General features: G+C 70.2%; 12 protein-coding genes. 5 read left to right on the top strand and 7 right to left on the bottom strand.

Going from position 1 to position 12,641, the window contains the following annotated elements:
• The first annotated feature begins 60 nt into the window (after positions 1-60).
• Entirely contained in the window at positions 61-924 is an 864-nt protein-coding gene (locus RKD23_RS23740) for a TIGR03620 family F420-dependent LLM class oxidoreductase (protein WP_424855490.1), read from the top strand.
• Between the two features lie 22 nt (positions 925-946).
• On the opposite strand, the gene RKD23_RS23735 is transcribed toward RKD23_RS23740, so the two are convergent.
• The 4 genes from RKD23_RS23735 to RKD23_RS23720 all read right to left on the bottom strand — a co-directional run bounded on the left by RKD23_RS23735 (position 947) and on the right by RKD23_RS23720 (position 3,830).
• Complete coding sequence (locus RKD23_RS23735; RefSeq protein ID WP_424855489.1) at positions 947-1,804, bottom strand: fumarylacetoacetate hydrolase family protein; 858 nt, start codon at positions 1,802-1,804, stop codon at positions 947-949.
• Between the two features lie 121 nt (positions 1,805-1,925).
• Entirely contained in the window at positions 1,926-2,627 is a 702-nt protein-coding gene (locus tag RKD23_RS23730) for a YidC/Oxa1 family membrane protein insertase (protein WP_424858320.1), read from the bottom strand.
• 97 nt (positions 2,628-2,724) lie between these two features.
• Positions 2,725-3,027 carry a DUF6412 domain-containing protein gene (locus tag RKD23_RS23725; RefSeq protein ID WP_424855488.1) on the bottom strand — a complete coding sequence of 101 codons (303 nt, stop codon included), beginning with the start codon at positions 3,025-3,027 and terminating at the stop codon, positions 2,725-2,727.
• Between the two features lie 41 nt (positions 3,028-3,068).
• Positions 3,069-3,830: a class E sortase gene (locus RKD23_RS23720; protein WP_424855487.1), complete on the bottom strand. Its 762-nt coding sequence runs from the start codon at positions 3,828-3,830 to the stop codon at positions 3,069-3,071.
• A gap of 165 nt (positions 3,831-3,995) precedes the next feature.
• Here RKD23_RS23720 and RKD23_RS23715 point away from each other — a divergent pair, with 165 nt between their 5' ends.
• The 4 genes from RKD23_RS23715 (at position 3,996) to RKD23_RS23700 (ending at position 8,124) form a co-directional block, all read left to right on the top strand.
• Positions 3,996-5,018 (top strand): SEC-C domain-containing protein, encoded by a 1,023-nt coding sequence (locus RKD23_RS23715; protein ID WP_424855486.1) that lies wholly within the window; start codon positions 3,996-3,998, stop codon positions 5,016-5,018.
• Positions 5,019-5,109: 91 nt separating this feature from the next.
• On the top strand, positions 5,110-5,511 hold the full coding sequence (locus RKD23_RS23710) for a very short patch repair endonuclease (protein ID WP_424858319.1): 402 nt from the start codon (positions 5,110-5,112) through the stop codon (positions 5,509-5,511).
• On the top strand, positions 5,508-6,479 hold the full coding sequence (locus tag RKD23_RS23705; protein WP_424855485.1) for a DNA cytosine methyltransferase: 972 nt from the start codon (positions 5,508-5,510) through the stop codon (positions 6,477-6,479). Before RKD23_RS23710 ends, RKD23_RS23705 begins: the two co-directional genes overlap by 4 nt.
• A 97-nt stretch (positions 6,480-6,576) precedes the next feature.
• A complete protein-coding gene (locus RKD23_RS23700; RefSeq protein WP_424855484.1) occupies positions 6,577-8,124 on the top strand; it encodes a DNA cytosine methyltransferase in 1,548 nt (515 codons plus the stop codon).
• Positions 8,125-8,133: 9 nt separating this feature from the next.
• On the opposite strand, the gene RKD23_RS23695 is transcribed toward RKD23_RS23700, so the two are convergent.
• From RKD23_RS23695 to RKD23_RS23685, 3 genes are read right to left on the bottom strand one after another with little or no spacing between them, the layout of a single operon-like run.
• A complete protein-coding gene (locus tag RKD23_RS23695) occupies positions 8,134-9,012 on the bottom strand; it encodes a DUF6339 family protein (RefSeq protein ID WP_424855483.1) in 879 nt (292 codons plus the stop codon).
• Positions 9,009-10,004: a hypothetical protein gene (locus RKD23_RS23690; protein WP_424855482.1), complete on the bottom strand. Its 996-nt coding sequence runs from the start codon at positions 10,002-10,004 to the stop codon at positions 9,009-9,011. Before RKD23_RS23690 ends, RKD23_RS23695 begins: the two co-directional genes overlap by 4 nt.
• Before the next feature lie 3 nt (positions 10,005-10,007).
• Entirely contained in the window at positions 10,008-12,149 is a 2,142-nt protein-coding gene (locus tag RKD23_RS23685) for a helix-turn-helix transcriptional regulator (protein WP_424858318.1), read from the bottom strand.
• Between the last annotated feature and the right edge of the window lie 492 nt (positions 12,150-12,641).

Genomic DNA, 12,641 nt, shown 5'->3' with positions numbered 1-12,641 from the left:
AGGGTTCCGCAGAGAGCCGAGACAGCAGCACTCACCGCCGCCCACCGGAGAGGTCGCCCGATGAACCCGACGAAACAAAGCGTTGGCCGGTACGGCATCTGGAGCATCGGCCTGCGCGCGGAGGACCCGGCCCGCCGCTCCGAACAGGCCGAGACCGCCGCCGAGTTGGAGCAGCTCGGCTACGGCGCCCTGTGGCTGGGCAGCAACAGCACCGCCCGCCACGCCGCACCCCTGCTGGCGGCCACCGGGCGGATCGCGGTGGGCACCAGCATCCAGAACATCTGGCAGTACGAGGCACCCGTCTCGGCCGCCGCCTTCGCGCAGGTCGACGCCGCCCACCCGGGCCGGTTCGTGCTGGGCCTGGGCGTGGGGCACGGCGGGGCCCCGAAGCCGTTCCGGGGCCCGGTGTCCGCCCTGGCCGCCTACCTCGACGCCCTGGACGCGGCGGGCGTCCCCGCGGACCGCAGGGTCGTCGCCGCGATCGGCCCGCGCGCCCTGCGCCTGGTCCGCGAGCGTGCCGCGGGCACGGTGCCGTACCTCGTCACCCCCGACTACACGGCCGCCGCCCGCGAGACCCTGGGCGAGGGCCCCCTGCTCGCCCCGGAGCTGAAGGTCGTCCCCGAGTCGGACCCGGCCCGGGCCCGCACGCTCGCCCGCGCCTTCCTCGCCCCGTACCTCACCCTGCCCAACTACACGTCCAACTTCCTGCGCCACGGCTTCACCGAGGACGACCTGCGCGGCGGAGGCAGCGACCGCCTGGTCGACTCGGTGTTCGCCTGGGGCACGGAGGACGCGATCCGCGACCGGATCAACGCGTTCCTGGACGCGGGCGCGGACCACGTGGCCCTCCAGGTGGTGGACGGCAACCCGCGGGAGACCCTGCCGAGGGAGACGTGGCGCCGCCTGGCGACGCTGCTCGGGTGAGAAACCCCGCGGCCCCTCCCCGTCAGGCGTCCTTCAGCTCCTGCCGCTGCCGCCCGAGCCCGTCGACCTCCAGCTCCACGACATCCCCGGCCCGCAGATACGGCTTGGGCTCGGGCTGCCCCATGGCCACCCCCGCGGGCGTCCCGGTGTTGATGACGTCCCCGGGGTACAGCGTCATGAACTGACTGACGTACCGCACGACTTCGCCGACGGGGAAGATCTGCTCGGCGGTCGTGCCGTCCTGCTTGAGCTCCCCGTTCACCCACAGCCGCAGACCCAGCCGCTGCGGATCGGGAACCTCGTCGGCGGTCACCAGCCAGGGCCCCAAGGGGTTGAACGTCTCGCAGTTCTTCCCCTTGTCCCAGGTCCCGCCCCGCTCGATCTGGAACTCCCGCTCGGACACGTCGTGCGCGACGGCGTACCCGGCGACATGCGCGAGCCCCTCCTCGGCGGAGTCGAGGTAGCGGGCCGTACGCCCGATGACGACCGCGAGTTCGACCTCCCAGTCGGTCTTCGCCGACTTCCGCGGTACGAGGACGGTGTCGTGCGGCCCCACCACCGTGTCGGCCGCCTTGAAGAAGACGACCGGCTCGGCGGGCGGCTCGGCTCCGGTCTCGCGGGCGTGGTCGTGGTAGTTCAGCCCGATGCACACGATCTTGCCGATGCGCCCCACCGGCGGTCCGATGCGCAGGCCGGTCGCGTCCAGGACGGGCAGCTCACCGGAGTCGGCGGCGGCCCGGACGCGGCCCAGCGCGGCGTCGTCGGCGAGCAGCGGTCCGTCGATGTCCGGGACGATCCCCGACAGGTCCCGCAGGGTTCCCTCGGCGTCCAGCAGAGCGGGTCGCTCCGCTCCGGCCGTCCCGACACGCAGCAGCTTCATGATCACAATCTCCCTCGATCGCGTTCGCCCCGCCGATGTGTGCAGCCATCTCAGGACTTGGCCGATCCTCCAAGCTCACCGTCCACTCCGCAAGACCCGGTTCACGTACTGGACCGTAGCGCTACGCCGGGTACAGCAGGGCGCGCTCCACCGCGCTCCAGGCCGTGCTGGTCACGACGTACAGCGCGGCCGCGAGCGGTACGACGGCGACGGTGACCAGGGTGAAGAAGGACAGGAACGGCATGACCTTGGCGACACCCCCGGCGCCCGTGGTGTCCAGCGTCGACGCACTGCCGGCCGGCGTCGTCCGCGCCCGCCGGAAGTTGAAGACGGCGACGGCCGTGACGACGGCGAACAGGACGACGTACACCAGCCCGGCACCCCCGAAGACCCCACCGGCGGTCAGCGCGTCGGCCCACCGGTCCCCGAGGGGCGCGGCCAGCAGCTGGTGCCCGAGCAGCGCGTTGGGCTCGCCGCCGATGTCGGAGCTGGAGAACAGGTGGTACAGCAGGAAGAACGCGGGCGCCTGCAACAGGCTCGGCAGACAGCCCGACAGCGGCGACACCTTTTCCTCGGCATGCAGCTCCAGCACGGCCCGCTGCAGCTTCTCGGGGTTCTTCACGTGCTTCTTCCGCAGCTCGGCGATCCGCGGCTGCAACGCGGCCCGCGCCCGCGCGCCACGCGCCGCGGCCCGCGAGAGGGGGTGGACGAGGAGTCGTACGACAGCGGTGAACAGGACGATGGCGGCGGCGGCCGCGGACCCGTGGAACACGGGGCCGAGCAGATCGGCGAGCTGCTCGACAAGACTGGCGAAGACGGACATGAAGGCAGACATGGGTGAGCCCTCCGGGGCAGGTCGTGCCGGATGCGGACATGACGGCATGACGACCCGCGCGGGCAGACGTCTTGGGAGAGCTGCTCTACGCGGGGGTCGCCGGGAGGGCGTACCCGGGTGCTCGCGGACGGCGGCGGCCCCGTGCGTCGGGGTCGCGTTGCGGCAGGAAGGCCGTACGCCGGTCCCGGTCGCGGATCGCCGTACGCACGCGCGTGGGCGGCACGGACGGCGTGCAGCGCGCCGTGATCACCGCGCAGACGGTGAGCGCGGCCCCGGCCGCGGCGGTCGCGGCGAGCGCGACGGTGGCGTAGAGGCCGCCGGAGTCCAGGAGGGCGGCGGCGAGGCCGAGCACCAGGAGCAGCAGCACGCCGGCATGGCGACGGATCACAGGCTGCTCCCTTCTCTCGGCCCCCAGGCTACTGCCCCGGGTCAACGAGGCCTGACCGAGGCCAGCTTTCCCCACACCACGAGGCGGTACGCCGACGAGTACGCGGGCGTGCAGGTGGTGAGGGTCAGGTAGTACCCGGGCTCCCGGTACCCCTGCCCGGGATGGACGAGGCTGGCGGGCACGGGCCGCAGGACACCGGAGTCGCGGGGCGAGGTGCGCGCCAGGACGCGGTCGACGACGTACGTGTACGAGGCGAGGGCCGTCTCGACGACGACCCGGTCCCCCTCGCCCACCCGGTCGAGGTGACGGAACGGCTCCCCGTGGGTGTTGCGATGCCCGGCGAGCGCGAAGTTCCCGGCCTGGCCGGGTTGTTGGGTGCCGGGGTAGTGACCGGCGTACCCGCGGTCGAGGACATCGGCCCGGCGGACGCCTTCGGCGACGGGGACGCGGAGGTGGAGGCGGGGGATGGTGAGGATGGCGTAGGCGGGGAGGTGGGGGGCGGGGGCCGTTGTGGCGGCGGAAGCGACGGGGGCAGGGGTTCCGGGACGGGAACGGGTGGGCGCAGGAGTCGGAGAAGCAGGGGGAACCCGGGTGGAGGGTTGGGCGGCCCATTGGCGCTCGAGGGCGTGAACGGTGCGCTCGGCTCCGGCCCTGGCCTGCCGGTTGGTCCACCACGTCTGATGGACGACAAGTAGCAGCAGGACGACACCGAGGGTGACGAGCAGCTCACCGCCGGCCCGTAAGGCACGGCGGCGCCGTGCGCGGCGGCGGAGGGTGCGGTGCTGGACGACGGGCACGCGCATGGGAGCCTCCCGGGACAGGGACCGCGGGCACGATAAAGGGAAGAGGCAGAGGTCACCAGGGTCGGAAGGGGTCGGGAGGGGTCGGGAAGGCTCGGGAGGGGTCGGGAAGGCTCGGGACCCGAGGATCTCTCTCCTTTGTCGGCGCCCGGCAGTACGGTGTGGACCATGCGCCCCGACACGCCCGCCGAGAACGTCGACCACTCCGCCGAAGCGGCACGCCTGGAGCGAACCGCCGGCCTGTATCCCGAGGACGCCGAAGCCCTCCTGCTGCGCGCCGCGGCCCACCTGGAACTGTCCGGCGCCCGCCCCGAGGCGACCGCGCTCTACGACCGCCTGCTGGCGTCGGGAGAGAGCCTGGACGACCCGGCCCTGATCCGCGCCCTGAAGGCGTCGAACCTGTGGGAGTACGGCCACGAGGCCGAGGCCAGGGCGATCATCGAAGGCATCCGCACGTCGGCCCCGCGGGACCCGGCCCCCTGGGTGATCGTCGCCGAGGCCCTGGAGTCGCACGACGAGCTGGAGGCGGCGGAGGCGACCTTCACGGAGGCCGCCCGCCTGCTGATCCCCTCGGACCAGGAGACCCCCGCCCAGTCCGCGCACCCTCTCCTGTTCGGCCGCCACCGGGTCCGCCGCATGCTGGGCGTCCCCCACGACGACTGGGACACCCTGGCGGACATGCTCCACTCCTCCCCGGTGTCGCTGGACGAACTGCACGACCCGAAGCGCGTCTGGTCCCTCGGCTCGAACAACCCGGCCGAACTGGAGGCGGAGATCACCCGCCTGCGCGCCGAACTGGGCACCTACCGGGAGGCGTTGTCCCGCCCCTTCCCGGTCGCGATCCTCCACTGGCCGGCACAGGAGTTCACCGAACTCCTGGAGGCGTACCCGGCCCTCGCGACGGAGTACCCCTCCTACGAGGACCACCTCACCACCACCGAGTCCGCCCTCCGCGAACTCGCCGCCTCCGGCACGGGCAACCTCGGCATCGTCACCGGCACGGTCCCCTCCTACGAGGCCTTCGCGGCTTCCGAGGGAGCCTCGCCTTCCGACGCGACGCTGCTGCCGCAGTACGCGACGACCTTGGCTTCGCGGGGGCGGGCTGTGGCTTGGCCTCCGGGGCGGGGGGCTGGGTGTTGGTGTGGGTCGGGGCGGGGGTATGGGGAGTGTCATGGGGTCCCGGGAGTCTGAGGAGGACCGGCCGAACCGACCGAGCCACGACCCGGAGTCGCTGCCGGTGTCGATCACGATGAAGCCGTTGTCCCCGGCCGTCTCGGCCCGGATGAGCCGGCAGGCCAGCAAGGACACGGGCTGCGAGCTCGCCGTCCGACGCCTCCTCCACGCCGCGGGACTGCGCTACCGCGTCGAGTACCCGGTCCCGGGCATGGCCCGCCGCCGCATCGACGTGGCCTTCACCTCGGTCAAGGTCGCCGTCCTGATCGACGGATGCTTCTGGCACGGCTGCCCGCAGCACGCCACCCAGCCGAAGTCCAACGCCGAGTGGTGGCGCCGGAAGCTGGACCGCAACATGGCCCGCGACGCCGAGACGACCGAACACCTCACGTCCGCCGGCTGGCAGGTGCTGCGCTTCTGGGAGCACGAGGCACCGGAGGATGTGGCGGTGAGGGTCGCGGCGGCGGTGGAGCGGCGCAAGACACAACTGGGCCGGGGGAGAAATCGTTGAACGGGCTGACCTTCGTCGACGTGTGCTCGGGGGCGGGCGGGCTCGCCCTGGGACTGGAGCGGGCCGGCTTCGAGCCGCGCCTGCTGCTGGACGAGGACGACGACGCCTGCCGGACCCTGCGGGCCAACCGTCCGCACTGGAACGTGCTCCAGGCGGATCTTCTCGACTTCGATCCGAGCGAGCATCCCGAGAGCTACGACGTGGATCTGCTGTCGGCGGGGCTGCCTCGGGTGAAGTCGAACGCCACGACGGTGCGGGCCGAGTCCGGGGACGAGGAGCGACTCCTGAAGGCCGCCGTCTACCTCGCCCACGCCGTCGGGCCCCGGGCGCTCCTCGTGGAAAACGTGCCCACGCTGGCGCACAGCGACAGGTTCCGTGACTTCCGGGAGTTCGCCCGTGCAGAACTGGAGCATCTGGGCTACCAGTTCAGCGCTTTCGTGCTCAACGCCGCCGACTTCGGCGTGCCGCAGGATCGCAAGCAGGGCGTGCTGATCGCCATCAAGAAAGAGTGGTTCCCGGCCTTTCGGCCCCCGGCCCCCACTGCGGCGGACCACGTGTCGGTCGGCGAGACTCTGAAGGATTCCATGCGGTCGCGCGGTTGGCGGGACGCCGACCGGTGGGCGGTCCAGGCGGCCACCGTGGCTCCGACGTTGGTCGGCGGATCGAAGAACCGCGGTGGGGCGGACCTGGGACCTTCCGGAGCCAAGAGGAAGTGGGAGAAGCTGGGGGTGAACGCCCACTCATTGGGTGACGAGATCCCGGGACCGGACTTCTCGTGGGCGCCCGAACTGGGCAGGGACGGCCTGGTGCGGCTCACCATTGAGCAGACGGCCCTCCTCCAGGGATTCCCCACCGAATGGTTGATCACCGGGAAGAAGACGGCCCGCTACCGCCAGGTCGGGCACGCCTCTCCTCCGCCCGTGGGCGAAGCGCTCGGTCGGGCCGTCGCCGAGGCACTTCGCTCGTGAGCGAAGAGATGCCAGGTGGGAGCCGTTGTTGCGGCCATTCGACCGACCCCGACGTACGGCAACGGCCGCCTCGCATCGCCGGCTACACTTCCACCTCATGACCCCAGCACCTCATCCGGACGCAAACCAGGACAAACCCCGCGTGATCGTCGACCTTTTTGCGGGACCGGGTGGACTGGATGTGGCCGCGACGGTTCTGGGCTACGAGGTGACCGGCATCGAGTGGGACCCGGGGGCGTGCGCCACCCGCAGCAAGGCGGGGATGCACACGTTCCAGGGCGATGTCCGACGCTACCGCGCCGCCTTCTTCCCTGCGGCCCAGGTGCTGACCGGTGGGCCCCCTTGCCAGACGTTCACCGTGGCCGGACACGGGGCGGGCCGTAGAGCGCTGGACGAGGTGATCCAGTACATCGAGCGCCTGCACGAGGCCGTGCACCCCGAGAACGGCCGGGACTGGGCGCAGATCTTCCGCACGTGGAGGAACATCTCCGAGGAGCTGAGGATCAGAGAGCTCGAAGCCAAGGAAGTCAGGGCCGACAAGCGCAGGATCGAGGAGCTCAGGGCCACGAAGCGCAAGGCCATGAAGCACAGGCTGGCGGAGTCGGGGACCCCTGCGGAAGAAGTCCGGCAGTTCCTGAAGAAGCTGAAGGCACCGCACACCCTCGACACCACGGATGACACGCTCAAGGGTCTGCTCAGGGAGTTCAGCGACCTGAGCGACGAGCTCGACAAGGCGAAGGACAAGCTCGAGGATCTGGGGGACGAGCGGACGGGGTTGGTTCTGCAACCCCTGTGGTGGGTCATCGAACGCAGCAGGCGCCCCGGCCTGAAGCCCTACGAAGCCGTCGTCCTGGAGCAGGTGCCCGCGGTGATGCCGGTGTGGACGGAGTATGCCAAGGTCCTCGGCACCCTCGGCTATCGGACCGGGACACAGCTCATGCACACCGAGGCCTTCGGCGTACCGCAGACCCGACGACGCGCAGTGCTGATGGCTCGCCTCGATCGCGCCGCCCTCCAGGGCGGAGTCCGTCCCGGCCACCTCCCGGAAGTGGAGGAGACCCACGAGCGCTACCAGCCGGGCGGCTCCGCCACCCGGTCGTCGAAGGCCGGTCGCCACGCGGACATGCTCCCGCTGGAGACATCGAAGGAGAGCTGGGTCTCCATGGAGAAGGCGCTCAAAAGGGCCCGTGGCATCAAGCGGGATCTTCCCAAGCGCCCTGCTTTCACCGTTGTCTCGAACTACGGGACCGGCGGGATCCCCGAGGCGCGCGGCCGACGCGACCACGACGCCCCTTCGGCCACGATCACCGGGAAGGTGTCCCGTAACCGCGTGGTCCACAAGGGCACCGACACCGACCTCGACGAGTTCAACCGCTTCAGCCCCGCCGAGGCAGGAGTGCTCCAGACGTTCCCTGTCGCTTACCCCTGGAAGGGCAACGACGTGCCGCAGCAGATCGGCAACGCCGTGCCTCCCAGGCTTGCCCTGCATGTGCTGCGGCACGTGCTCGAGCCCGAACTGAGCCGCGACGAGGCCAAGGACAGGTTGAAGCGGGCCGCCGCGGACCTGGAGTCCTGGAAGCCCGGGAAGCCCGTGAAGATCTGTGACCACCGCGACCTGAAGAGGCCTGCTCTCGACGGAAGTTGATCCGCGAACTCAGCCCTGGGGCGTACGTCCCCTGACCGGGGCCGTCTCGAAGAGTTCGGCGAAGAACTCGGTGAGTGCGGCCACCGAGTCCTCCGGGACGGGCTCCTCGTCGGGCCCGGCCGGCAGGGAGCGCCGCGGGACCGGTGGTGCGGACTCGGCCTCCGCCACCCACTGGCGCAGCGCCTCGGGGTCGCGCGGCTCGTCCGGAGCCAGCGCGTCATAGACGAGGGTCGCGCCGGCTGCGCTGATCGCCGTCATGAGGCCCTCGATCTCACGACCGGTGGTGGCGATCCCTCGCCCCAGGACGCGCACCAGTGCCTGCGCGGTGGGACGGTGGTCGATCAGATCTCGTCGCAGAGCGGAGTGGATCAGATCCTGGTTGGCGCAGGCCGTCACCACCGGGGAGTAGTCGGCTCCGTCCCGGAACATCTCCGCCGCCCACCACAGGCGCGAGAAGCACTGACGGTCGAGCGCTCCCCTGAAGCGGGCCGGGTTGATACGCGACTCGCTCTGCTCCGACGCCGGCGTCGACAGGTGCCGCCACGCAACGTAGTCCGGCGCGACGGCCAACGCGAGATGGTTCCAGAGTCTTCGGTCCGCGGCCTCTCGCCGAACGATCCGCAGAGCGGCGTGCAGCCGTGGGGCCAGCCAGGCATCGGCATGGGTCCGATTGTCCCGGAACTCGTGCATGGCGTCCTCCACGAGTTCCCTCAACGGTTCGGCCTCCCACCGAGGGTCGTCCTCCGGCAACGGATCGACGACCCTGGCGAGATCGACGCCCCCGTGGCCCTCGACCCCCTTGAGCAGGTCCTCGGTGAGGAAGGGTTCGGCCGCCGCCGCGGACAGCAGACCGAGGCGGTCGGGAACGTGGTGCGGCTTCTCGATCATGCTCTGTCCCCTCGGTTCATCTGCTGGAGTCCGCGCAAGGCGTTGGCGAGCGCCTTACTCGCTCCCGCTCGACGCACTGCCGCGTAGTGGATGCGCGTCTGGAGCTCCACCCACCCCGCATCGCCGGTGCGGCGCCGGTGGACCTGGCGGAGCGCCTCCTCGACGTGCATGCCCGGCACCACGTCGGGGAGCATCTCCCGCAGCACCTCGCCCTGCCAGTCGGTGGGGAAGATCGGCGAGCCGTCGGGTTCGGTCTCCAGGTCGCCCACAGAGCTGTGGAACACCGCGGTCCAGACGTCGGTGGCCATCTGCGAGACCAGCATCTCGTGGACCCTGCTCTCGATGCCTCCGCTTTCACCGCCGAGGAGATCGGAGAATCCCTCGATGTCGGTGTTGACCAGCACAGTCGGTAGCCGGCCCGAGGCATCCACGATCCAGGGCGCGTCGGAGTAGGCATTCAGCCAGTCCCGTGCGCTCTTGGAGAAACTCGTCTGCTTCACGTCGAGGCGCAGACCACCGAGGGGCTCCTCGGCGGTCACATCGACGGTCCAGTCCTCGTCGGTCTCGGCGATCGCTCGGCCGGGCACATCGTCGACCGTGGCGACGGCATGGACGGCGAGACCGGCACGGCCGACATGGTCGTCCCGGAACACCTCGATGGCTCCGGACCACTCCTTGCTCCCCGGGGCGTCCTGCCGCAGCTCGACGGAGGTACGCACGTTGGTCTCCCCGTCGGCGAGCACCGCCAGGACACGCAGTTCGCTCCACGGGGCGTCGGGAGCGGTGGCGCCGGGCGGCAAAGTGGCGGAGAGGCCGATCCTGGCCGACACCCAGTCTTCGTGCTGCGCCACGCCGAGGGCCACGGTCCGCTGCTGCGTGGAGAACGCCGAGGTGTCCAGGTGGTCTCGGGAGCCGTCGGGCAGCTTGAGGGAAGCCGAGGTCACACGTAGGGCGATCGGGCGGTTCAGCCTCTTGTACGGGTAGAACTTCATGTCTCACTCCCCCTTGCCGGCACGCAGTTCGAGAACGAGACGGGTGAGGGCGGTACGAACCGGATGGCCGCTCACGTCGGTGGAACCCCGGAAGACGGCGCGACGGGCACCAGGCGTGAAGCGCAGCGCACCGTCCTCGACCTCACAGCCGTCCATGGCGACGAGTTCGGCCCAATCGAGCTTGGGGCGGCTGCCGGAGCGCACGTCGAGCAGAACCACCGGTGTCATGATGGGCAGTTCGTCACCACGAGGCAGCTTCACCTCGGCCGTGATCTGCCACTCCCCAGCCGCGCCGATGGAGGCGTCGAGTCCGTCCAACTCGGGAAGCACCACGCCCGAACCACGCCTGGGCCCGGACTTGCGCGGAACAGTGAGTGCCTTCCGCAGTTTCGCGCCCCCCTCGCCGCCGGAACGCCTCGGCCGGGCGACCAGGTCCTTCACCGCCGCGTTGACCTCGGTGGTCAACCGTTTGATGCGATGGTGCGCGGTGTGGGACCAGCGGAGGGTCAACTCCTCGGTCTGTCCCCAACTGTCGTGCTCCGGCGGCTCGGCGGCGCGCAGAAACTCTTCGGCCTCGTCTGCGAAGGGAGCCGAATCTCCGGCGGCGTGCCCCGTCAGGAGAACGGCCTGGAAGGCGTTGACTCCCAGCGGGAGCCCGGCGACACCCGACTTCTTGATGGTCATGCGGTTGCCGCGCAGCGAGTGGACCTGGTTCGGGATGCCGTCCCTGTCCTCGGCACTCGTGACCAGCAGAACTGCGGGGTGCGTTCCGAGCACGCCACGGCGTCCGCCTGAGAGAGGCAGCCGGAGCGGGACCGTGCGCAGGGCGACCTGACCGGCCTCGGTGAGCCGGTCCACGGTCGTCCCGTCGTAGAAGGCACGCAACGCCCGGGTCCGAGAGGGCTGTTCGTCGGTCGGGTCGACCTTCTGCTCCTCGATGACGACCTCGCCGTTGCGAAGAGTGCGTACCGAGGTCTCCAGGAGAGGGAGCCGGCCTTCACCGCCGGTCATCGCGGCCCAGAAGTTCCGCCCCAGTGCCTCGACCAGTCGTCTGTGCATGGCTTCGATGTCACGGGTCCCGTCGTCCTCGTCCCCGTCCTCGTCGTCCGTGTCGGGGCTCGAACCGCCCTGGTCGAGGCTGGCCACGTCATGGGCACCGACGATGAGGAAGGAGGTGCCGGGGTCGTCGCTGTCACGGGTCAGGTAGAGGTTCTCGACCGTCTCCTCGTCGGCCCACCAGGAGCGAACCACGTCCCCGCCCGGCCTATCGGGGTCGGGCCGCCCGAGCCAGGCGGGACCGGCACACGTTCTGTCGCCTACGGAACGCCAGGGCAACTCCAGTCGTCCGATGACGCGCCGCTCGGTTCGGCCCTCGTGGGGTACGGACAGTGTGGAGTTGATCAGCACCATGCCGAGCGCGCTCGTCGCCCAGAGCGTCGCCTTGCCCAGGCCGTAGGAACCGCCCGCGTCCCGCCCCGACTTGAGGCTCTCCAGCTGGCGACGCACGACGGCGGCGAACTTGCCGTCGTCGTAGTCGTCACCGGTGAGACCGGAGGCGTTGTAGTCGTCGATACGCAGCAGGACCAACCGGCCCTTCTCGAACATGTCTCGGACACCGGCGTCCACGACCCGCCCCACCTTCTGATGGGAAGCGGACTGCGACACCGCCATGTAGTGCGGGTGGAGTTCGTCCCAGAGGATGGCCTTGCGGAACGCTTCCAGCTTCTCGCCGGTGAGCTCATGGATGGTGTACCGAACGCGGACCGGGCGACCGTTCTCCGTCAACCGCTCGTCGAGGCTGTTCTGACAGGTCTCCCGGGCGAGGACCTGGACGTCCGCGTCGAAGGCGAAGGCCGCGGCATTGCCGCCGTCACGTCCGCCGTCGGAATAGCCGGGCCGGTGATACCAGGCGACGGGCAGGCCGGCCTGGGTGTCGGTGGTGCGGGTGTGCATCGTGGCCAGATCGGTTTTCAAGGCCCGGGCGATGCGCTCGATCGTCTCCGGGCGCGGTGCGGCCCGCCCGGTGATCCACGCCGACACGGCCGCTCGCGTCACCTCCACCGCCTGGGCCAACTCGGTCTGTGTCATGTCGGCGAGCTTCAACTGCCGCGCCAGCCATGGGCCGAAGTCCTCGCCTGCGTCCACGGTCACCTGCTCTCGGTCCTGCTTCACTGCCTCGGACGACGTCCACCCTACCGCGCCCTTTGACAGCCAACTCCCTTGTCAAACAACCTTTGACCAGAGGTCCGAGCTCGAACCCGAATCCCCTCAATCACCTTCGTCCGATCCATCCCGTTCATCCATATCTGAGTCGAGAGTCAGTCCTCCGAATCCCCTTGCGTCGCCTCGACATTGCCGAGTACGGTCCCTCCAGCGGCCCCACCCGCCCCGGAAGAAACATTTTCTCCGATGCCATGGCAGAAGTGTGCCGTCTTTCTCTGAACACTCTCTTTCGGCGACGGCACACGCAGTACCGCCTCGGGCCACTTCAACGCGCCCGCTTCACTTTTCCAGGCCACTCGCGTCGCAATTCCCCGTCTCCCCTCGGAAATTCAGCGAGGGCTTCGGAACCGCCTTCACCAAAGCAGCGTCCATGCCATCATCCTTACCTCGCAAGGCATCTGATTCAGCGTCACC

Source organism: Streptomyces sp. SAI-170 (assembly GCF_049739565.1).
Lineage (GTDB): Bacteria > Actinomycetota > Actinomycetes > Streptomycetales > Streptomycetaceae > Streptomyces.
This window is presented reverse-complemented; position numbering and strand designations above follow the sequence as displayed.

Bases quoted from the DNA above. Each gene is read 5' to 3' on its own strand.
- RKD23_RS23720 (WP_424855487.1), bottom strand. From the start codon at position 3,830: ATGCGCGTGCCCGTCGTCCAGCACCGCACCCTCCGCCGCCGCGCACGG.
- RKD23_RS23690 (WP_424855482.1), bottom strand. From the start codon at position 10,004: ATGAAGTTCTACCCGTACAAGAGGCTGAACCGCCCGATCGCCCTACGT.
- RKD23_RS23715 (WP_424855486.1), top strand. From the start codon at position 3,996: ATGCGCCCCGACACGCCCGCCGAGAACGTCGACCACTCCGCCGAAGCG.
- RKD23_RS23735 (WP_424855489.1), bottom strand. From the start codon at position 1,804: ATGAAGCTGCTGCGTGTCGGGACGGCCGGAGCGGAGCGACCCGCTCTG.
- RKD23_RS23710 (WP_424858319.1), top strand. From the start codon at position 5,110: ATGAGCCGGCAGGCCAGCAAGGACACGGGCTGCGAGCTCGCCGTCCGA.
- RKD23_RS23695 (WP_424855483.1), bottom strand. From the start codon at position 9,012: ATGATCGAGAAGCCGCACCACGTTCCCGACCGCCTCGGTCTGCTGTCC.
- RKD23_RS23730 (WP_424858320.1), bottom strand. From the start codon at position 2,627: ATGTCCGTCTTCGCCAGTCTTGTCGAGCAGCTCGCCGATCTGCTCGGC.
- RKD23_RS23740 (WP_424855490.1), top strand. From the start codon at position 61: ATGAACCCGACGAAACAAAGCGTTGGCCGGTACGGCATCTGGAGCATC.
- RKD23_RS23700 (WP_424855484.1), top strand. From the start codon at position 6,577: ATGACCCCAGCACCTCATCCGGACGCAAACCAGGACAAACCCCGCGTG.